This window comes from Methanoregula sp. PtaB.Bin085, assembly GCF_002067035.1.
Classification (GTDB): domain Archaea; phylum Halobacteriota; class Methanomicrobia; order Methanomicrobiales; family Methanospirillaceae; genus Methanoregula.
In genome coordinates, this window is the sequence record NZ_MVQB01000026.1 from 42,342 (window position 1) to 62,465 (window position 20,124).

General features: G+C 56.3%; 19 protein-coding genes. 12 read left to right on the top strand and 7 right to left on the bottom strand.

Annotated features, from left to right (window positions below):
* Positions 1–58: 58 nt before the first annotated feature.
* Entirely contained in the window at positions 59–1,333 is a 1,275-nt protein-coding gene (locus tag A4E33_RS04990) for a response regulator (RefSeq protein ID WP_292346587.1), read from the bottom strand.
* 337 nt (positions 1,334–1,670) lie between these two features.
* Between A4E33_RS04990 and A4E33_RS04995 the strand changes: the two genes are divergently transcribed.
* The 5 genes from A4E33_RS04995 to A4E33_RS05015 all read left to right on the top strand — a co-directional run bounded on the left by A4E33_RS04995 (position 1,671) and on the right by A4E33_RS05015 (position 5,898).
* Positions 1,671–2,126 (top strand): DUF2178 domain-containing protein, encoded by a 456-nt coding sequence (locus tag A4E33_RS04995; RefSeq protein ID WP_292346588.1) that lies wholly within the window; start codon positions 1,671–1,673, stop codon positions 2,124–2,126.
* Positions 2,116–2,337: a helix-turn-helix transcriptional regulator gene (locus A4E33_RS05000; protein WP_292346589.1), complete on the top strand. Its 222-nt coding sequence runs from the start codon at positions 2,116–2,118 to the stop codon at positions 2,335–2,337. The genes A4E33_RS04995 and A4E33_RS05000 overlap by 11 nt, the downstream gene beginning before the upstream one ends.
* Positions 2,338–2,567: 230 nt before the next feature.
* Positions 2,568–3,935 carry a hypothetical protein gene (locus A4E33_RS05005; protein ID WP_292346590.1) on the top strand — a complete coding sequence of 456 codons (1,368 nt, stop codon included), beginning with the start codon at positions 2,568–2,570 and terminating at the stop codon, positions 3,933–3,935.
* 17 nt (positions 3,936–3,952) lie between these two features.
* A complete protein-coding gene (locus A4E33_RS05010; RefSeq protein ID WP_292346591.1) occupies positions 3,953–4,633 on the top strand; it encodes an ABC transporter ATP-binding protein in 681 nt (226 codons plus the stop codon).
* Entirely contained in the window at positions 4,630–5,898 is a 1,269-nt protein-coding gene (locus tag A4E33_RS05015) for an ABC transporter permease (protein ID WP_292346592.1), read from the top strand. The genes A4E33_RS05010 and A4E33_RS05015 overlap by 4 nt, the downstream gene beginning before the upstream one ends.
* A gap of 18 nt (positions 5,899–5,916) precedes the next feature.
* Here the strand turns inward: A4E33_RS05015 and A4E33_RS05020 are convergent, their stop codons facing one another.
* From A4E33_RS05020 to A4E33_RS05030, 3 genes are all read right to left on the bottom strand, one after another.
* Complete coding sequence (locus tag A4E33_RS05020) at positions 5,917–6,849, bottom strand: polyphosphate kinase 2 family protein (protein WP_292346593.1); 933 nt, start codon at positions 6,847–6,849, stop codon at positions 5,917–5,919.
* A gap of 144 nt (positions 6,850–6,993) precedes the next feature.
* Positions 6,994–7,773, bottom strand: coding sequence for a hypothetical protein (locus A4E33_RS05025; RefSeq protein ID WP_292346594.1), 780 nt, complete (start codon positions 7,771–7,773; stop codon positions 6,994–6,996).
* A gap of 293 nt (positions 7,774–8,066) precedes the next feature.
* The gene (locus A4E33_RS05030; protein ID WP_292346595.1) at positions 8,067–8,873 is read right to left on the bottom strand and encodes a hypothetical protein; all 807 of its coding nucleotides are present in this window, start codon (positions 8,871–8,873) and stop codon (positions 8,067–8,069) included.
* A gap of 279 nt (positions 8,874–9,152) precedes the next feature.
* Here A4E33_RS05030 and A4E33_RS05035 point away from each other — a divergent pair, with 279 nt between their 5' ends.
* A complete protein-coding gene (locus tag A4E33_RS05035) occupies positions 9,153–9,488 on the top strand; it encodes a hypothetical protein (protein ID WP_292346596.1) in 336 nt (111 codons plus the stop codon).
* A gap of 38 nt (positions 9,489–9,526) precedes the next feature.
* Here the strand turns inward: A4E33_RS05035 and A4E33_RS05040 are convergent, their stop codons facing one another.
* Positions 9,527–10,051, bottom strand: coding sequence for a DJ-1/PfpI family protein (locus A4E33_RS05040; RefSeq protein ID WP_292346597.1), 525 nt, complete (start codon positions 10,049–10,051; stop codon positions 9,527–9,529).
* Between the two features lie 748 nt (positions 10,052–10,799).
* Between A4E33_RS05040 and A4E33_RS05045 the strand changes: the two genes are divergently transcribed.
* From A4E33_RS05045 to A4E33_RS05060, 4 genes are all read left to right on the top strand, one after another.
* A complete protein-coding gene (locus tag A4E33_RS05045; RefSeq protein ID WP_363053835.1) occupies positions 10,800–11,414 on the top strand; it encodes an HD domain-containing protein in 615 nt (204 codons plus the stop codon).
* A 148-nt stretch (positions 11,415–11,562) separates the two neighbouring features.
* Complete coding sequence (locus A4E33_RS05050) at positions 11,563–12,993, top strand: PAS domain S-box protein (protein WP_292346598.1); 1,431 nt, start codon at positions 11,563–11,565, stop codon at positions 12,991–12,993.
* Between the two features lie 184 nt (positions 12,994–13,177).
* Positions 13,178–13,918, top strand: a complete 741-nt coding sequence (locus A4E33_RS05055; protein WP_292346599.1) for a zinc ribbon domain-containing protein — start codon at positions 13,178–13,180, stop codon at positions 13,916–13,918.
* Between the two features lie 98 nt (positions 13,919–14,016).
* On the top strand, positions 14,017–14,580 hold the full coding sequence (locus A4E33_RS05060) for a hypothetical protein (protein ID WP_292346600.1): 564 nt from the start codon (positions 14,017–14,019) through the stop codon (positions 14,578–14,580).
* Between the two features lie 94 nt (positions 14,581–14,674).
* On the opposite strand, the gene A4E33_RS05065 is transcribed toward A4E33_RS05060, so the two are convergent.
* The gene (locus A4E33_RS05065; protein ID WP_292346601.1) at positions 14,675–16,075 is read right to left on the bottom strand and encodes an NAD(P)H-dependent oxidoreductase; all 1,401 of its coding nucleotides are present in this window, start codon (positions 16,073–16,075) and stop codon (positions 14,675–14,677) included.
* A 488-nt stretch (positions 16,076–16,563) separates the two neighbouring features.
* Between A4E33_RS05065 and A4E33_RS05070 the strand changes: the two genes are divergently transcribed.
* Both A4E33_RS05070 and A4E33_RS05075 read left to right on the top strand, forming a co-directional pair.
* Positions 16,564–17,421, top strand: a complete 858-nt coding sequence (locus A4E33_RS05070; RefSeq protein WP_292346602.1) for a DUF333 domain-containing protein — start codon at positions 16,564–16,566, stop codon at positions 17,419–17,421.
* A gap of 733 nt (positions 17,422–18,154) precedes the next feature.
* Positions 18,155–19,408 (top strand): hypothetical protein, encoded by a 1,254-nt coding sequence (locus A4E33_RS05075; protein ID WP_292346603.1) that lies wholly within the window; start codon positions 18,155–18,157, stop codon positions 19,406–19,408.
* Between the two features lie 303 nt (positions 19,409–19,711).
* On the opposite strand, the gene A4E33_RS05080 is transcribed toward A4E33_RS05075, so the two are convergent.
* The coding region (locus A4E33_RS05080; protein ID WP_292346604.1) for an integrase core domain-containing protein at positions 19,712–20,124 on the bottom strand (413 nt) is incomplete at its 5' end.

The window sequence follows — 20,124 nt, forward strand, 5'->3', positions numbered from 1 at the left end:
AGCTCCCGGGATTTTTCCAGGCACAGATGCACCGGCAGTCTGGTTCCGGAGCCCGGCCTTATCCCCGGCCGCCAGCCAGGGACCGGATAAACGATAGGATCCGGCCAAGGATGCCCGGAGCGTGTGATGCCATCTCCGGTTTTTTCGGGCTATCCGGTTTTTCTGTCAGGGGCATGGCAGAGCGCTGTCTCCTTTCCCGGCCGGTATCCCAGGGCATGGGTACGTCGGTACCTGCCCCGTTCATGGAAGACCCGGCAGCGGTATCCGGAGGCAGGTCAAGTTCTGCCGGGATTACTCTCCGTTCCATTATCACCGCCGTCTGGTCCACGGGGCGGTGCGCCGGCACAGTCCCGCCGGCTGCCGGAGCGGATTTTTCAGGTTCCGCAGGCTCACGCCGGTCTTCTTCCGTTTCAACGCAATCCGACGACATGGATGGTGGTACTTCAGGAACGTCTTCTGCCGGCACCTCGTGTATCGCAGGGACTGGCCCCGTGCCTGCATCCACCGGGGACGGAACCGATGATTCTTCCGTTTGCGCAGGGCATCCATGCGATTTCGGGAGCACCGACGGGCTTCCGCCTGTCGGCATATCGGTATCCCGGGATTCATCCGGAAGAGGCAGGGGTTCAGGTACGGGTAAGGGGGAGGATGCATCCTGCGGCTCAGAAACGATACGGAGTTCAACAGGCTGCGGGGCATTCACCTGCTGCTCAACGATCCGGTTCATCTCCCGGGCCAGTGACTCGATCAGCTCGCGTTCGTGCCGGATCCGCTCGTCGACAGCATCCATCACCGCCCGGAATTCTTCCTGCTCATTCTCCGGGTGAGGGACAATATCGTACTGGATCCGCATGTTCTGGCAGAGGCTGAGATCCACCTCGAGGCTCGTTGTCAGCGAGAGATACTCCTCGATCTTCTCCTGCGGGATGCCTGCTGCCTGCCACCGTTCGACAACCAGGCGGTTGGTGTCCCGGCGGGCAAGGACCTTCTCAATCGCCTCGATGATCTTTCTGGGGGAGACCGGTTTCGTGATAAAATCATCGATGCTGATCCGGTGCTTCTCCGCCTCCTCCACGCTGATCTTTTTTGCCGAGAACATGAGGACAGGGATGTGGCGGGTCCGCGGATCTTCCTTGATACGGGAAAGGGTCTCCCAGCCGTCCATCGGCTCCATCATGATATCGAGGATGATGACCGCAGGGATCTCGTGTTTCAGGATTTCAAGGCACTCGGCACCGCCATATGCAGCAAGAGGGCGGTAGTTCTTTTTAAGAAATGAGATAAGTCCCTCGACAATAAAGGAACTGTCGTCAACGATAAGAACAGTATCCATCTCTGCTGCTTCCTGAATTCCCATGCGTTCCGTCCGATCGGCACCCGGACTGGTATCCCCTGAAATATCGGAGAATCTCCGGGTCCTGCTCAGGGTACCTGTTTGAGCGGATGATGAATAAGGGTTTTTTTCTGTTCAGGTTTTTCTGCCATGCGATACAAAACAGGCACGGGAATCGCAGGATTACCTCAGTACTGCCGGCACCATAACCTGCAGCGGTGATATTCTCCACCACCTTCACAGGATCCGTAGCCTGCTGCACCTCCAGCTCGGCGACAGGTCTCCTGTAGTCAACTATATATGACAAAATGTCATATATACCAAACAAAGGGACTGCATGAAGAAGAACTCTTTTTACCTGATTGTCGGCTGTATCGCGCTCGCGCTGCTCGCCGTCTTCTGGTATTCCGTTGAACACCATATCCGGTTCATCACCGAGGCGGCATTCATTGTCGCGATCGTTCTTATCTATCTTATCCGGACGAAGGTGACCGATTTTATTGAGGACGAACGCACTACCCGGATAACCGAACAGGCTGCGGTCCGGACTTTCCAGGTATTCTGGGTGATCCTGTGCGCATTTTCCATCGGTGCCGTCATGCAGATCCTGTACATCCCGTCGTTTCCCCAGGAACATTTCACGAATGCCGCAAGCCGCCCCCCGGTGATCCTCGGCCCGCGGCTCATGGGGTTCTTCCAGCTCTTCCTGCTCTGCCTGATGATCTTCCTGTACGTTGCGTTCAGGATTTATTATGCCCGCAAATACGGGGACTGGGAGACCGATGAAGAATAAGATCAAGGTGTTCCGCGCCATGCACGACATGACGCAGGAGGATCTTGCACAGGCAATCGGGGTTACCCGGCAGACGATCCTTGCCATCGAGAAGGGAAAATACGTGCCATCTCTCGATCTTGCATTCAGGATCGCCCGTACCTTCAACGTCACCATCGAAGACGTATTCCAGTACGAGGCGGCATCACCGATCACGGTCGGGATTGACTGAATCCGGACATGGGGTCACCAGCGCGTCCCGGGAGGATTCCGGCAGCGCAACCGCTGCAATCGTCCTGAACACGGCGTGTTGTTTTGTAAAAAATACCATTGAAAACAAAAAGTATATATGACAAAATGTAAAATTTTCTTTACATAATGTGTGCCCCAACACGCACATGCTGGTGAAGTATGTCCCGCGAATATTCCCCTGGAACGAGATTTGCACAAAACCATGATACCGTGTCAGAGAGATCTATCGTACGGAAACGAGCGGAAGGCACTGCTCTGAGGCTGCACTCCCTAGCCCTCATCAGCATCCTGCTTCTCTTCGCCGGTTCTGCCGTGGCCAGCGCTGCGCAGTCGTCCGGGGGAACGATGATCTCCGTAACAAACCCTCTCGACGCAGCGGCGCTCGTGTACGTATCAGGCTATGAGATATCCCCGGAGGTCTTTTACCCGGGCGAGACCGGAACCGTGACCGTGTATGTGACGAACGCTGCCAACACCTCTGTGTCGGTATCCCAGCCGAACCTGATTGATTCCCATCTTAAGGTTATTAATATCGGGGATTTTGCCACGGCAACGTCCATCGGCCCCGGTGAGACCATCGAATTCAACTTTGTGGTCACCGCAACCGGAAGCGACGGCACCTACCTGCCGCTCTTCACGGTATCCACCAACGTATACGGGGCATCGGCAATCCATTCCCAGATAAAACTCAGGATCGATTCTTCGGACGTCAGGGCAAGTATCTCGCTCAAACCCGACCGGTTTTCGCTCGATACAAAGGACCGGGTGAATGTCAGTGTCGTCAACTCCCGGAGCGGCAATATCACCAATGTCCTCATCGTTCCGGAGACAGTCGGTGCAACGGTCTCGCCCGATGAATCGTTCGCCGGGAACCTTGGTGCCGGGCAGTCCGTTCAGGTCCCGTTTTTTATCACCCCCAAGAAGGATACCACGGTCACGTTCCACGTGAGTTTCAAGAACGGGGACAACAGGCACACCACTGACGTTGTCCTCCCGGTAGTCCTCGGTGACAACAAGCAGGGCGCCGAGATTGTCATCAATAATATCGAGAGCACGAGTACCGGGAGCACCTTTACCCTGAAAGGCGACGTGACCAACAACGGCCTCACGGCTGCAAGGTCCGTCCTCGTCACGGTCGGGAGCCCGGCAACCCCGGTCGACCCGAACCCGGAGTACGCCATCGGGAACCTTGAGCCGGACGACTTCTCGAGCTTCGAGGTTACCTATTCGAAGACAGGGCCCGGTGCTGTCCCGCTCATTGTCAGATTCAAGGACAGCGACGGCAACATGTTCAGCCGGCAGTTCACGATGGATGGCAGCAGCAACTCGACTGCGTACGGCCAGGGAGGGATGCCGGGCAGCGTTCCGGGATCCTCAGGCTCCTCGTTCAACCGTCGCAGCGGCATGTTCGGCTCCTTCGGTTCCGGCCTGAACCAGGTACCGCTCATCCCCATCGCGGTCATCCTCATCGCCGTCATCGCGCTGATCATTGCATGGAGAAAGGGCCTCCTGAAGGGGTTCGCCGGCAGGTTCCGGAAGAAACAGGACGATGATGACGAAGAACTGAAGGAACAGTAACGTTGCGGGCACGTGTCATGCAGCAGACAGCCGTCATCGAACTCAATGACGTGAGCAAGATCTACCCCCTGCCATCCGGCGATGTCCTTGCCCTCGACCACATGTCGATCTGCATCAATCGCGGGGAGTTCGTCGCGATCATGGGACCGTCCGGGTCCGGCAAGTCCACGCTCCTCAACCAGATCGGGGGGCTCGATGTCCCGACCTCGGGCGTCCTGAAGATCACCGGGAAGAACATCCGGAAGATGTCCGATACGGAACTGACCGATCTCCGCCTGAACGCGATCGGGTACATCTTCCAGAAGTTCAACCTCATCCCGCTCCTCACCGCGTATGAGAACGTGGAGTACCCGTACATCCTCAAGCACCGGGAGAATGACACCACCGGGAGGGTCAGCAGGCTTCTTGCCGATGTCGGCATCGACCGGAAGATGGCAAAGCACAAGCCCGCCGAGCTGTCGGGCGGCCAGCAGCAGCGGGTCGCGATCGCACGGGCGCTCGTGAACGACCCGGACATCCTCCTCTGCGACGAGCCGACCGGGAACCTTGACACAAAGACCGGCGGCCAGATCATGGATATGTTAAAGGACCTGCACCGGCAGGGCAGGACTATTGTCATTGTCACGCACGATCCCCTGATCGGGAAACAGGCAGAGCGGATCATCCAGATCCGGGACGGCAGGGTGGCGGAAGCATGAAGAAGAAAAATTTCCTCACAAAGGACATCATCCTCCAGCTCTCGGTCCGGAGCATCCGGCTCCACTTCCTCCGTTCGGTCCTTGCCGCGCTCGGGATCGTCATCGGGGTCGTTGCCATCTCGTCCATGGGCATGATGGGAGCCAACATGACCATGTCGGTGACCGAGCAGCTCTCCTCGATGGCCAACGTCCTTGTCGTGAGGGCGGATACCGGCGGTGGTGGCGGGGGATTCTTCGCAGGGCCGGGTGGAGGGGGCGGGAGCACGTCCACCGTGCGGAGATCCTCGTCCTCGACCAGCACGAAGGATTACCTGACACGGGATAACCTGGACGATATCATCCGGGCAGTCGGCACTTCCGGGACTGTCTATCCCCTGTACCAGGACAGCGACAAGATCCAGGTCGGCGACAATACCGGGCGGGCCACGATTTACGGCATGCGCGATGACGACATGCCAAAGGTCCTGACCGTCGATAAGGGGGTGCTGCCCAACACCGCAGGCTCCATCGCTGTCGGCCCCTCGTTTGCAGAGCGGCAGGGCCTCACCATCGGCAGCCGGGTCACCATCGGCGATGCAACCCAGAACGAAACGGTCGCGAAATACCGGGTCGTGGGAATCCTGAAAGAAAAAGGCATGTCGATGGATCTCAACAGCGACAACGCCATCATCATGACCGAGAAGGCCTACGTGGGCCTGTTCGGGGGGGAGGAGGAGTACGACCAGGTCAACGTGATCGTGAGCGACATCAGCACGGTCAATGAGACAAAAACGGCAATCACCGACAAGCTGAACCGCAAGACGAACGTTGTCACGATCCAGGACAGCAGCCGGATGCTGGAGAGCATCACATCAACGGTCGGGACCCTGACAACCTTCGTCATGGCCATTGCCGGCATCTCGCTTCTCGTTGCCGCGACATCCATCTTCAACGTCATGATGATGTCGGTGACGGAACGGATCCGGGAGATCGGCATCCTGCGGAGCATCGGCACCCAGAAAGCCGAGGTTCGGAAGATGTTCCTCTACGAAGCGATCATCCTGGGACTCGTTGGCGCGATCATCGGCGCGATCATGAGCCTCCTGCTCGGCTGGCTGGTGGTTCTCATCATGGTGGGAACAACGAAGTATTTCTTCACGTTCCAGAGCCTGGTCTATGTCCCCATGGCGATGGTGATCGGGATCGCCATCTGTATCTTCTCCGGGGTGTACCCGGCATGGAAGGCTGCCGATCTCGACCCGATCGAGGCGCTGCGGGCGGACTGAGGGACGGTGCCGGAAGCGTCAGCGCTTCCGCTTCTTTTTCTTCCGGTCCGGAGGGGCAGGATCCCGCTCCTCGTCTTCCAGCATCCTCCGGGCCTGCATAAGGGCTTCCTTCTTTTCGGGGCTGACTTCCGGGTAGGCCAGATCCAGCCTTCCGAGCATGGCATTGATGATTGAGACAACCGCAAGACGGGTGAACCACTTGTGGTCGGCAGGAACGATGTACCACGGGGCCCACGGCGTGCTCGTGTGGTTGAACATCTCCTCGTACGCATCCATGTACTGCTCCCAGTACCGGCGTTCGAGCACGTCGGTTGCCGAGAACTTCCAGTTCTTCTCCGGCTCATCGATCCGCTCCAGGAACCGTTTCTTCTGGGTCTCCTTTGAAACATTCAGGAATATCTTCAGTACCACAATGCCGTTGTCGCTGAGGTACTTCTCGAAATTGTTGATCTCCTCGTACCGGCGTTGCCATATTGTATCGGTTTTCCGGCCGGGCGGCAGCTGCTGGCGTTCGAGGAACTCCTTGTGAACCCTGACCACGAGGACTTCCTCGTAGTACGAGCGGTTGAAGATCCCGATGTTGCCGCGGCCGGGAAGGGCAAGGAAGTTCCGCCAGAGGTAATCGTGGTCCAGCTCCTCTTCGGACGGTACCTTGAAGCTCTTCACCTGGACTCCCTGGGGATTGACGCCCGACATGACGTGCTTGATGGTGCTGTCCTTGCCGGCAGCATCCATGGCCTGCAGGTTGATAAGCAGGGCATACGTGTTCTGGGCATAGAGCTTGTCCTGATGCTCTGCAAGGCGCTCAATCCCTTCTGCGAGCTGTTCACCGGCATCCCCGCGGGAGGACAGGCCCCCGGTATACCCCGGGTCGTAATCCCTGCGGAGGTTGATTCGTGTTCCGGGCGGGACAATCAAACGTTTCAGTACCTTGTCAGGAAGCTGGGTCATGCAGCACCGATACGTGGTTGTTGGCAGTGCTCCTGAATGAAACCTTCGGGCCTGGTTCCGTGCAGTCCCGGGAAAAAGAGAGAACAGGGCCGGGGCGCAGGACTGCTGATGGATGCCCGGCCGGTGATTGCAGGGAGTGTCAGGTCAATTCCCGCACCTGCTGCAGCCCCCGGAGGAACTGACACCGGCCGAGGCAGCGCCCGCTTTCCCGGAGCTCAGGCCTGCATAGGACTCGAACGGCGGGTTGATCCGCTCGATCTCCTGCCCGGGCGTGGTGTTGGCAGCGCCGGCACTGAAATAACGGAAAGAGGATACAACTCCTTCGAAATCCTCTTTCTCGAACCGGTGGGAGGAGTCCGCGACAAAGACCAGCACGCTCGCGAACCCGCGCTCGTTCGCGCTGCCCTTGCGGGCAACGTATGCCACGGATGTCCTGCCGTCGGATGAGGACTCGAACCGGTCATAGACGATGTTGTTGATCGTTACCGTTGTCTCGGCCGGGGCCGGCACCCATTTCCGGAACTGGTCGCGGTATGCCTGGTCCTGGCTCCGGGAAACGGTGTACGTAATGATGTAAAAGATATTATTGTCCCGGAGAGTGGTCCGGTATTCCATCATCCCGGGATCATTGGCAGTCGTTATCCGGTACGTTGAAATATTCCATTCCACGGGGACCCGGAACGTGAAGAGGAGTTCGGAATCCCGGACATCCTTCTGCTGAGAAACCTGCCGGATGATCGTAACAACCTGTTGGGGGACTTCGGTTGTCGCAGCAGCCTGAACAGATTCCGCCGGAGCGGGTGTCGGGAGGGATGCCTGGACAGCCTGCGTTGTCACGGGCGCGGGTCCTGCCTGCTGGGTGCACCCGGCAAGGAAGATGCACAGAAAAATACAAGATGCAAGGGTGATGGCAGAGTGTTTCATACGGAAACGTGTATCCGGATGATAAAATATCCTTGTGGCTGTCGCCACGCGGGGAGACGTCCTTGTGGAGAGGGGCGGATTCTCCAGACACCGCTCGTGCGGTCTCACGGGATCGCCGGCAACAGGAATACTGAGATGTTACCGGGCATCCCATCGATGACAAGCGAAACCGGGATACGGGGACATAATGCCAGGTCCGGATTATTCCTTCCCCGGGTATCTGTGAGGATGCAAAAACTGGGCGCCGGAATTACCGGCGTGATTCTGCCCGACTGATTTCCGTGACGGAAGGATTACCCTCTCCGTGCGGGGCAGGAGGATCCCGAGGAACTTCCTCCCTGGATCGAGCTGCTGCTCTTGACGGCAGACCGGGTGCCTCCGCTCTCGGTTTCATCGGGAATGATATAGGGGATCTCCCTGCCGGGCATGCTGCTGATCTTGTCGTGCGGGTAATACCGGAACGATGAAACAACCCGGTCGTAATCCTCGACAGCGAACGGGTTTGAGGCATCGGCCGTGTATGCAATCACGGTCAGGTACCCGAAATCGTTCATGCTCGCCTGCCGGGAAACATAGGTCACGTTTGTCGTGCCGTTAGCCGTTGATTCGAACCGGTCGAAGAGGATGCCGTTGATGGTAACAAGGGTCATGTTGGGCGAGGGGACCCATGCCTTGCATTCATCACGGTAATTCTGGTCACGGTTCCGGTAATTCTCGTAGTTGTGGATGTAGAACGTGTTGTTCTTTAAGAGGTCCGTCTGGTACATGAACCCTTCGTAGTTCTCGGGATTTGCCAGCCGGTACGTTGAGGGGTTCCATGTCACGGGGACCTGCAGCGAGAAGAGGAGTTTTGAGTCCTTCACATCCTTGACAAGGGGGATATAATGGACGATGGTGACGACCGTCCGGGGAGCTTCGGTCTCCACGGGAACGGGAACCGTTGTATCGGGTACCGTGGGGACCGGCGTCGGCGGTTCGGTGGGGACCGGCGATGCTGCCGTGGCTGTGGGAGTAGACGGGACCGACCCGGTAACCTGGGTACAGCCCGCGATGATGATACAGGCCATCACGGCCAGCAGGAGTATCCCTGAACATCTCATGTACAGGATTTTCTTTGAGAGAGGCCATTATCCTTTTGCATGAGGCAGGATCGCGCTCCGGCGGAGAGCTGTCGTCCGGTTCCGTGAAGATGTGCCCCGGGCGAGCAAAGCGCGCAGGCAGCTCCGGATGAACATGCCCGCAGGCAATGCACCGGATCCCGCGGGTTTTCCGGCCGGCTTTTCAAAAAACCGCTCCGGTACCCTGCAGGTTTCCAAAATACATTCCTTTTTCAACTTAGAGAAAAAACGTAAGGATACTGTACGGATGAGGGGAACAGTATGCTGACCAAGAAGGAATTTGCTGACTGTATCTATAACGTGCTGACCCCGTACGACCTGCACGAGAAGATGAAATCCGTTCTCACGGCAGCAAAGAATACCGATATCATCATCAACTATGGGAACGGCCATTTCCTGATCGGCCATAAAAAATACCGCGACGGCCTCGCTGTCTCAACCGACGGCTTCGGGCTCTGGGAGATCACCGAACTCAGATCCACCGAAGACAGGTCATACGAGTTTACCGATAAAACATTCAGAACGGAGAATACCGAGACTGTTGTCAGGGCAGTCGCCTCGCTCCTGATAACGTGGGAAGAGTTCCAGGGATCCTGAATTCCCCGTTTTGCAAAGGAAAGACCGGGATATCCCGGTCACCATTCCACCGCAGTGAGGGTTTTAATGAAAGTCGCGGCAAACTCTTCTGCTGCCGCAGGACCGTTCGCCGTAATGATCCGGCTGTCGGTGACCACAGGCCGGTCAACCGGTATGGCACCCCCGGCCTTCATCTCGCGGAACGAGACCGGGGTGTTGAAGAAGGTCGCCTTCTTCCCTTTCAGGATCCCGGCCCGGGCGAGCACGACCGGGGCAAGGCAGATCGCACCAACCACTTTTGCAGTTGTCTGGAAGTACTTCACCATCCCCGCAAGGAGGTCATCATCCCAGAGGTGCATCTGTGCGCCGCCGCCGCCGACAACCAGAATCCCGTCATAGGCTTTGGGATCGACCTCCTCAAACGACAGGGTGGCGCTGACCTTCATCCCCAGCATCCCGGTACAGGGACCCCGTCTCTTGGAGGCCACATCGTAACCGATGCCGGCCTTCTGCAATGCTGCTGCCGGGATGGCAAATTCCTCGTCGCGGAATTTTTCCGGTGCAATAACGATGAGGATCTTCATACATTGCCTCATACCGCTGCAATTATAAGAGGATTGCGGACCGGGCATTCTCTGCCCGGGACCGTAAATACCGGACAGATATTATCCGGAAATACCGGACAGATTTGATCCGGAAAAACCAGCAGCGGGCAGGAATTTTCACCAGAATCCTGCCTGTATTCATTGTTTCGTCACTGCATGCCAGCCCTTTTTTCAATCCGGCAATTTCATAATTCTTTTATACCCCTTTATTTCCACTGGAAAACAGGCCCAGATTCCTTTACCATCAGCGCTGTTGATAACGATTTTCATTTAACAAAAAGCTGCGATTCTGGAAAAACGCATATGAACAGGAGTTCACCAGGATGATGAAAATTATTTGAAATCTGGATATTTATGAGGGCTCCCCGCCTCAGGGCCTCTCCAAGGCACAGCGGGGCCAGAGCAGGTTCCGGGAAACGCTCATTGAAGGCCGCCGCGGGAGCGCCCCCGCGGAAGCGGTGGCAACTATCCTGAAGGGGTATGGGGGCATCAGCTCCCATCGTTTATTTCTGAGCGTGTTTTTCATGCGAAATTCATTCCGATAATGCACGTAATGGAATACGAAGATGACTCCCTCATTCTCCTGAACGGGAAGATCACCCGGACAGCCCCCGGAATATTTTTCTTTAAACAGGATCCCGGCCTCTCTGCGGCTCTGGAGTTCTCCGTCCTGCAAAGGACCGCCCGCCCCGGTTTAAATACCCGCCGGTTCCACCGGTATACTGGCATGGCACAGAATCAGAAAAATACCATTGAAATCATGCGCCGGTATGTTGAGGAGACCATGGACCGGCCCGGATCCCACGGCATAGACCATGTTCTGCGGGTCGTGCACCTCTGCGAGATGATCGGGAAGGAGGAGCATGCAGACCTGGATGTGCTCATCCCTGCTGCCCTTTTCCACGATATTGCACGGTCTGTTGAAGAGAAGGAAGGAATCCCTCACGAAATCGCAGGCGCAGACCATGCAGAACGCTATCTCCGCTCGATCGGGTATGATGAAGACCGGATTCCGGCGATCTCCCATGCGATCCGCTCCCACCGTTTCAGTACGGGCTGCGAGCCGGAAACGCCGGAGGCAAAGATCCTGTCGGATGCCGATAAGCTGGACGCGATGGGCGCCGTGGGGATAGCGCGGACATTCATCCGGGCAGGGGAGCACCGGGGGGAGATCCGGGATGGCGTGGACCATATCCATACAAAACTGCTGCACCTCGGCGGCCTGATGTATACCGGCACGGCAGGAAAAATCGCATGTGACCGGCACGCGTTTCTCTCCCTGTTCCTTGAAACGCTCGACCGTGAGGCCGCCCTTCCGGAATCCCGAAGAAGAGAACCCTGAAAAAAAGACCCGCTTGTCTTACCGATTATCATTTCATTTTCACCGGGTTTTTATTTTTTAAAAATATTTTAATAGGAGGCCGGGTGTATGATTATTTATTGCCGGTACCGCTCCCGGAGGCACGGTACCTGCCGGGAGACGAGGCCCGATGACATTCAATGCAGACCCGGTTACGTTCATCAACCTGGCATTCTGTGTCGGTGTTGTCGCCCTGAGCCTCTGGTGGTACGGGAAGACAAAAAGCCGCACCCCGCTCTTCATCGGTCTGGCCTTCGGCCTCTTCGGTATCTCCCACACCTTCATTCTCTTTGGTTTGAACCGGCAGTACGAGCAGATCTATATCCTGGTACGGATGGCCGCATATGCGATCGTTGCGCTCGGCCTGTTCTTTATCGCTCTCGACGTCATACACCGCAAAAAAGCCGAGGACGATCTCCTGCATGCAAACGAGGAACTCAGGGCAGCAAACGACCAGCTGCGCCGGTCCGCAGCGGAACTGAAGAATAACCTTGAGGAACTGAACCGGAAGCGGGAGGAGCTTGCCGAGAGCGAGAAGAAGTTCCGTTCGATCTTCAACTCCCTTATCGACCTGTATTTCCAGACAGATATCAACGGCACAATCCTGATGGCTTCCCCGTCGCTGAAACTGCTGAGCGGCTGGGAACCGGAGGAACTCATCGGCACGAATGTGGTTGCCCTGTATCCCGATGAAAAACAGCGCAGAGCCCTGGTTGACGAACTGAAAAGGAACGGCAGGGTGCAGGATTACCTTGTGCGGCTGAAAAACCGGGCCGGGTATTATATCAATGCCTCGGTGAACTGCCATATTATCCGGGACAGCGATGGCAATCCGGTGCTGATCGAAGGGACGATCCGCGATGTTACCGAGAAAAAAGCTGCTGAGGACGCCCTGTCGCTGGCACAGAAGAAACTGAACCTGCTCAATACGGTCACCTTCCAGGATATCCAGAATGCGGTCTTCTCGCTGAATGGTTACCTGGAGCTGCAGCAGGAAGAGATACCCGGCGAAGTCCAAAAGGACTATGTCACCAGGGAGCGGGAACTGGTCGGAACGATATCCGCATCCCTGAACTTTGCTGCCCTGTACCAGACCATGGGGCAGAATCCTCCCGGCTGGCAGAATGTCCATCACGCGTTCCTGTACGGTATTTCCCACCTGAACCTGCCGGATATCACCCGGACGATCAGCCTGGACGGGCTCGAGATCTATGCAGATCCGATGCTGGAGAACATCTTCTTCACGCTTGCCGAAAACGTTGTCACGTATGCGAAGGGCGCAACGGAGATCTCCCTGACATACCGCGAGGACGAAGACGGGCTGACGATCTCGTTTGCAGACAACGGCCCGGCAATTCCGCCTGCCATGAAGGAGAAGATCTTCGAGCGGCATTATGAGAGGAAGCGCGGGGCCGGCCTCTTCCTTGCCCGGGAGATCCTCTCTCTCACCGGCATCACGATCCACGAGACCGGTGGCCCGCATTCCGGTGCCCGGTTCGATCTGCGGGTAAAAAAGGGAGGGTACCGGTTCGCTGGTAACAAGGATTCCCTGCACGGGTAAGGGCAGCCGGTTTTATGGAAGGGGTGCCGTCCGGTACTGACAACGCCCCGTGACCCGGCCGGCTTCCCCTGGAACCACCGTCCAGTCCGGTCCCCTCCCGGACTCCCTGAACCGTTACAGCCGGCAGCGGCACGGGGGTATCACAGCGTTTATACTCCTGTCGGTTTTATCAATAGTGAAGTACATGACCAAAACCTGTGCGCAATGCGGCCACGCGGGGCTCGACGACCATGCGCTCTTCTGCAACCGGTGCGGTGCTCCCGTGCCCGAAGAGAAGAAGCCCGCATTCCCGGTCTGCCCGGGGTGCGGCACCGTCGTTTCCGACGAACTGGCACAGTTCTGCAACCGGTGCGGCACCCGGATCCTGCCGGTCCCGGTCGTCTGCAGCACCTGCGGCAGCCCGGCAATCGACAGCCATTCGCGGTTCTGCACCCGCTGCGGCACCACGTTTGAGCCAAAACCGGTTGCCCGGAGCATGACCTGCCCTTCCTGCGGCGCCCCCGATCCCTCCGGCCAGTCGCTTTTCTGCAACCGCTGCGGATCCTCGTTCAGCCGGCCGGCCGCGCAGATCCTCCACCAGCCCAACCCGGCACCGGTCGTTATCACCCAGCGGAAGCAGGCTGCACCGGCGCCGCTGGTCATCGTGCCGGAATCGGACTGGGAACCCTGGAGCGACGTCCCGCCGGCCCACACGAGTGCCGGCCCGGCAGCTCCTCCCGCCCAGCCGGAACCGCTCCATCATGACCAGCAGATCGCGATGCCCCAGAAGCGTTACTCCCATCTCCCGCTCGTTGCAGACGAGATGCGCAAGAAACCCGCACCATCGGAAGACCATCAGCCGCATGACATTGCCGGCCTTCCGCCCCGGAAGAAGTCGTCATCTTCGGGCAGGAAAGGCGTTCTTGGTTTTCTCAACAAGAAATAACGGGCGCGTTCCGGCAGGTTTTCCCCCTGCCGGGATCACCAAATTGTTTTTGTAGTTCCCACTCACATCCTACCCTCAGCAATCCTGGAAATCCTCCCATGAGAACCTCCTGCCTGCCGATCATCGCACTGGTCCTGTGCGCATGTCTCATCGTTGCCGGTTGCACCGATGAGGACACCACGCCACCGCCACCCCAACCCGTGAGCGGGAGCGGTGCCCAGCCCGGAGCGCTGATCCAGACGTTCGGCAACATCACGGGGCAGGGTGTCATCCTCCAGGGTGTTCCCCGCGGGACGATCGATACCGTCACGTTCACCATCGGCCTTGCACAGGGCATCAAAACGCTCGACATGAACGGTACAACGATCGCCTATGCGGATTCCGTGCGTACCGAGATCCTGACACCGGTACAGGGATATTTTGGCAACCCGCCTCCGGGCTCCTGGGGCATTATCGATGTTGCCGACCAGCTGGGGGGAGAGCGGAACATGCGGATTGATTTTGAAGAGAAATTCGTTGTCCGGATCAACCCGAAGGTTCCGGTTATTTCAGACCAGGTGTTCACGGTCTCGGTGAGACCTCCCGAAGGAAGACCCCTGATGATCCGGCTTATCGCTCCTGCGGAGATCGGTGAGCAGGATAATGTTCTGCGGCCCCTCTGATCCCCTTCCGGACGGGGGCACCTGCCGGAAAAGGAAGGCAAAACAATAAAAACCCGGGATCGTCCGCTTCGGTGCGGCTGCGGGAACCGGCCGGTTATGGTTTTTTCAGCCGCTCCCTGAGGACAGGACTGTCGGTAAAAACCCGGGCAAACGGCTCGATCATGTGCTCCTTCGTATGCTGCTCCGCCTCCCTTCGTACCGGCGGGAGTGCCAGGAGCAGGGAGAAGAGACTGGTGCGGATCCGGCTGACAGGATCGTTCTGCGGGAAATCGTACATGCCGTGGGCTTTATAGTATGCGTGATCGGCTTTGAACATCGCCCGCATGTTCCCCCAGATCTCGTCACGGAGCACCTTGAGCCCCCCGGTGCGGGGGAAACCGGCAGGGGCGATATACCCGCTCTCCGCAAGCCGGAGCGCGTGCCCGCAGAGCGCATCGATCCGGGCATCGGTGAGCCCGGAGACAGGGCTCTCGTCCGAGACCATGCCGGCAGGGTTCGCGCCCTGGACGGTGACAAACGCGGTCAGGACTTCGCGGAGCGTGGAGCACCGGGAAAGGGGCCCCTGGATGAGGAACGCCACCTGCTTTCCTTCCAGGTACGGCACGTGGCCCCGGTAGAAACTCCGGTCAAAGAACTGCTTGAACGCCGCCGAGAGGTACCGGTCCCGGATCGGCCCGGCATAGATGATGATATCCGCCGGCTGGATCGTCTCTTCAAAGAATTCACGGAACCCGTCGGTGTAGATGCAGGTGTTGTCAAAGGCGCAGCGGCAGCAGCCGAGGCAGCCCCCTTTGATTCCTGCCTCCTCGAGCGGGACGATGGATGCGGCCTTCCCGAAACAGGAGGCGGCCCGGCCCACCATCTTCTCGAGGTTCGACCCGGGTGTCGCATCGGACAGGATGAGGACGTTCTTTGTGCCGGCATCGAACGGCAGCGGTACAGGACCGGGCCGGTACTCCGGGCTCTCATGGTCAGCCGGCGGGTAGGTCTTCTGTATTTCCGGTCTCCGGGCCGCGGTATCGAAGAAGTCCTGGCCGAAGAGGACGAGGTTCCGCTGGTGTTTTTCAAAGAGCAGGTCTTCCGACTTTGCCATGAAGGCCCCGGCCCAGTTCATGCCAAGATCCTCGCTTATTGCATGGAGGTAGGCGTTTGCCGTGTGATCGAAGAAATGAATGGAGGTGGTGAGCGAGGCTGCGTACTTTCCCGAGAAGGCCGATGCCGCATTCCGGGTGAAGACCAGCTCGATGAACCGCTTGAGCTGCGCCGGAACGAGGAGGTAGTACACCGGCGTTGCGAACAGGACTGCGTCCGCGGAAGAGACAGACGCGATGATCTTTGCAAACTCTTTCTCATCCTTCTCGATGGCAGCAATCCGCAACCCGATATCCTCGGTCACGAACGTGTGGGCGGGAAATGCCAGTTCGAGAAACCGGACGTACTGCATGGTGATGCTCTGCCTTCCCTTGGGGCTGCCGTTCAGTACACAGATCTTCATGGGAAATTCCTGGGAGAGTGTTTATCCGGGGGATCTATAAAGGGACGGGTTTTATCCGGAAAATGTATGAGAATCCATTGTACAATGAAATGATCGCCCGCCTTGCGCCAGCCCGGATTCGATCACGGGGACATGCTTAAAATTTCAATGAAAGTCACGCTGAGATCCAATGATGGGGGCTGATGCCCCCATACCCCCTTTATGATATGTGCCGCCGCCCCGAAGGGCGCCCCGCGGCGGCTTCAATGAGCGGTTTTCCGAACCTGCTCTGGCCCCGCCGTGCCCCGCGAGGGGCCCTGAGGCGGGGAACCCTCGTTAATATCCTGATTTGTTTTTTTTATTGTACATCAATGAACTTCCGTTCATTCTATGATTATCCGAACTAGAAATCCCCAGTCGCTCCGATTCCTCATGGGATAAAACCAATAACTGCGAATCATCCCGCAGCCTAAGAAATGTTATTATCATTCCCGCTCTCACGGATACACATGACATCGTTACGTCGTTCCGGGCAGGTCCTGTCCGGGCTGTTTATCCTTGGAGCGCTGCTCGTCCTCGTGCTTGCAGCCGGCTGCACGCAGCAGAATGCAACGCCACCGGCCACCCCGCAGGTTACCACGCAGGCCCCGGCGGGCATGCCAAACCCCGCGTCCGTGTACTGCGGGGATGTTGGCGGCACCCTTGAGATCAAAAAGGATGCATCCGGCGGGGAGTACGGCATGTGCACGTTTGCAAACGGTACCTCCTGCGAGGAGTGGGCGCTCTTCCGCAAGGAAGGATGCAAGCCCGGTGTTGCACCGGCAGCAACCACTGCTGCGCCGGCTATCGGCATGGCGAACCCGGCTTCCGTGTACTGCGGAGAGGCCGGTGGAAAGACCGAGATAAAAACCGATGCTTCCGGTGGCCAGTACGGGATGTGCACGTTCACAAACGGTACTTCCTGCGAGGAATGGGCGCTCTTCCGCAAGGAAGGATGCAAAAGCGGTGTAGCCGTACAGACAACTGCAGCGGAGGGAAAGAAGATGGTGACCCTGACAGAAGCCGACAAGGGAAAGACTGAGGATATCGCACAGGGAACAAGATTTGCCGTCCAGCTGAAGGAGAACCCGACCACCGGGTTCCAGTGGAATGCAACCGTCTCCTCCGGCCTTACCATCCAGTCATCCGATTACCAGCAGGACAAGGCAGCCGAAGGAATGGTTGGGGTCGGCGGGACCCGGACATGGGTGGTTGTGGCAAACGATCTCGGCACCCAGAAGTTCTCGGCCGTCTACATGCGCTCGTGGGAGCCGGTGACCGGCAACGAGACCGGGTACAGCGTGAATGTTAATGTTGTGAAGATCTGAAGCGGCCGGGAATTTCCCGGAAATTTTTTTCTCAGGGACTCCGGAAATGAAAAACCGGAAAAAAATCCCATTTTTTCATTACGCTCCGGAGATTTGTTCCGGATTTTTTACCGGAGAAAATTCCGGATTTTCACGCCCGGGATTTCGGCTCTGCAGGACCTTCAGTTTTTTCTGATGAACGGTTGGGCTCCCGCAGGTCCGGGCTGTGGGCCACCCTCCTGTCCTGGCCCCCCAGAGGGGCTATGGTATTCCGGGCCCTATACGGGCTCCGATTGCCAATCCGGCGATCCTGATCCCGGGATGAGGGGGCCAGGTGTCAACGGCCGGGAAAATTATTGATTTAATGGGCTATTTTTCGAAAAAAAGCGATTAAACCGGGATTTGACCTGTTAAAATAGCGGGCCTGTACGGGCCGATCTTTTCCCGGCGTAGTTCAGCCCGCCGGAAATGAAAAAAGGGGGGGTTTCCGGATCCGGATATCCGGGACCGGACCTCGTCCGGGTATGCCTGGTGGGATGCCCAGCGGGGGCCATTTTGACCTCCGTTTGCCCTTTTCCGGGAAAATTTTGTGTCTCATTCGCATTTTTTTGTGTCCCTGATTTTCAACGAGGGTGATTTTGGGCATTGATTGGCAGACAAGTTCCATTCTGCTCCGAAAAACCTGCCGTTTTGGGCCTCTTTAAACGTGAGAATTGGGAGGGAGGCAGACTCCCGGAAGTGTGAGGGATCTGCAATGGCAGGGATGGGCGACAGGGCAGTTTGCGAAGAGGGTCGGTTTTACGTCGGGGGAATGCGAGGGCGGTGCTTTTTTCAATCGGTAATCCGGCAATTTTTCTTTCAGGAGCCGGACGAAATGCCGGAAAAATTCCGGTCTCCTGCGCTCAATTTTTCCCGGAAAATATTTCGCAATCTATTTGTGGCACCGCACCGACTTTTTCATCGCATGACCGCACGCCCGTTTGATCCTAAGAACCGGAGGAGACCTGTCTATACAGCGGTTGCCCTGGTACTCGTGATGGTGGCGGTGCTGCTGGCGGCGGGGTGTGATGAGAAACCAAGTAAGGATATAGTAGTAATCAAACTCACTCCCAATGCAACACTTTTCTGGTCCAAGGTAATTGATACCGGTGATGAAGATACGGCCGAAGAAATTATTCCAACATCTGATGGCGGTTTTGTGATATCGGCCGTATTATATGGTATGGATCATCCACAAGGACGTTATCCCTATCTCATCAAATTTTCCCGTGATGGAAATTTTGTCTGGAACAGGTCAACCTATGAATTGAATTGTGATTCCGGAACTTTAGCGAATACCCCGAACGGGGAAATAATCACAGGGGCTGGCAATGATTCCTGTCGGTTTAATTCCGATGGCGAATTGATATCGAATAAAACAATAAGTCATGTCGATGGGATATCGTATCATTCATTGAGAGAACATGGATTTACAGACGCACCAACTTCTGTCATTGAACTTAAAAAAAGCCAGGGATATATCGTAGTGGTCCGCAATCAATCATATCAACCATTTTCCGTCGTTTTGGACTTGAATAGTACATTTATCAATGCAACACCGCTTGAAACTCTCCCGGAGATCTCACCTTCAGCATTCAGAGATCTCCAGTGGGAGTACAAAGATATTCCCGGTTATGTGATGCCCCACAATGTCGTGTTTTTTGACCGAATGGGAAATGCTGTTGCCAGACAAATCCTGTATAACACAAGTTCGTTTATCACACAGACTGAAGATGGGGGTTACTTATCAGCCGGATTCCCCAGTTCATCAGGTTTTCTTTCACCGTATGTTATTAGTATCCCTGGTAAAGCAAAGGCAGGAACTTTGCATATGATAAAATTTTCCCCGGACGGGTCATTGCAATGGGATATGGCCGTCTCGAATGTAACTGCCAATGTGGCGGTAGGAATAATTCAAACATCGGATGGAGGTTATGCGATTCTTTGCGAGAATAATAAACTCTGGTAGATGTGTGTTTCCTCGTTAGAAATTATTGCATTAACACAGAAATGTATTCTTTCAAATAGATATCAAATAAGGAATTTTTTTTTAACAACAGTTATTGAGATCAAATAATAACGCATATATATTTAGAAGAGTGAGAGTTCTTAATGCAATGGATGAGTTCACCAGCTTTCGACGGATGATGAACTCAATCCAGCCCGTAGGCATGAGTTGAATTGACTTCTTTCCTGATGAAGTTTTCCGCTTCTGCCTTCTCATGACTGCCAAAGGAGGCACTGAATCCAATTGTGGTATCCCGAATTAATTTTACACATATAACCATTTCTTTGCATAGTCCAAAATCCTCTCCGGGGGTAATCTGTACCAGAAGACGTTACACGGTTCATCCCAGTTGAGACTCATATGAGGCTTAACGACGTTGTACCATCGAACAACCTTGTCAATAGAACCGAACCTGACAATTTTCCGTTCAACCTCCCCGAAGAACCGTTCGATCTTTCCATTAGTCTGAGGATGTTTTACCCGTGCGATGATGTGTTTGATGCCGTGTTGATCTAGGAACTCTCCAAACGTGTGTCGGGCGTTCTCCCGGTCCCGAGCCGAAACAAACTGAGTTCCATGATCTGTCAGGATCTCGCGGGGAACTCCATACTCAGCAAAGCCCTGATTAAGGACGGTGATGGTGTTCTGAGTAGTGGGTGAATCAAAGACACCATAGC

Bases quoted from the DNA above. Each gene is read 5' to 3' on its own strand.
- A4E33_RS05010 (WP_292346591.1), top strand. From the start codon at position 3,953: ATGCAGCAGACAGCCGTCATCGAACTCAATGACGTGAGCAAGATCTAC.
- A4E33_RS05050 (WP_292346598.1), top strand. From the start codon at position 11,563: ATGACATTCAATGCAGACCCGGTTACGTTCATCAACCTGGCATTCTGT.
- A4E33_RS05070 (WP_292346602.1), top strand. From the start codon at position 16,564: ATGACATCGTTACGTCGTTCCGGGCAGGTCCTGTCCGGGCTGTTTATC.
- A4E33_RS05045 (WP_363053835.1), top strand. From the start codon at position 10,800: ATGGCACAGAATCAGAAAAATACCATTGAAATCATGCGCCGGTATGTT.
- A4E33_RS05025 (WP_292346594.1), bottom strand. From the start codon at position 7,773: ATGAAACACTCTGCCATCACCCTTGCATCTTGTATTTTTCTGTGCATC.
- A4E33_RS05060 (WP_292346600.1), top strand. From the start codon at position 14,017: ATGAGAACCTCCTGCCTGCCGATCATCGCACTGGTCCTGTGCGCATGT.
- A4E33_RS05035 (WP_292346596.1), top strand. From the start codon at position 9,153: ATGCTGACCAAGAAGGAATTTGCTGACTGTATCTATAACGTGCTGACC.
- A4E33_RS04990 (WP_292346587.1), bottom strand. From the start codon at position 1,333: ATGGATACTGTTCTTATCGTTGACGACAGTTCCTTTATTGTCGAGGGA.
- A4E33_RS05075 (WP_292346603.1), top strand. From the start codon at position 18,155: ATGGCAGGGATGGGCGACAGGGCAGTTTGCGAAGAGGGTCGGTTTTAC.
- A4E33_RS05065 (WP_292346601.1), bottom strand. From the start codon at position 16,075: ATGAAGATCTGTGTACTGAACGGCAGCCCCAAGGGAAGGCAGAGCATC.
- A4E33_RS05015 (WP_292346592.1), top strand. From the start codon at position 4,630: ATGAAGAAGAAAAATTTCCTCACAAAGGACATCATCCTCCAGCTCTCG.
- A4E33_RS05055 (WP_292346599.1), top strand. From the start codon at position 13,178: ATGACCAAAACCTGTGCGCAATGCGGCCACGCGGGGCTCGACGACCAT.
- A4E33_RS05020 (WP_292346593.1), bottom strand. From the start codon at position 6,849: ATGACCCAGCTTCCTGACAAGGTACTGAAACGTTTGATTGTCCCGCCC.
- A4E33_RS05000 (WP_292346589.1), top strand. From the start codon at position 2,116: ATGAAGAATAAGATCAAGGTGTTCCGCGCCATGCACGACATGACGCAG.
- A4E33_RS04995 (WP_292346588.1), top strand. From the start codon at position 1,671: ATGAAGAAGAACTCTTTTTACCTGATTGTCGGCTGTATCGCGCTCGCG.
- A4E33_RS05040 (WP_292346597.1), bottom strand. From the start codon at position 10,051: ATGAAGATCCTCATCGTTATTGCACCGGAAAAATTCCGCGACGAGGAA.
- A4E33_RS05030 (WP_292346595.1), bottom strand. From the start codon at position 8,873: ATGAGATGTTCAGGGATACTCCTGCTGGCCGTGATGGCCTGTATCATC.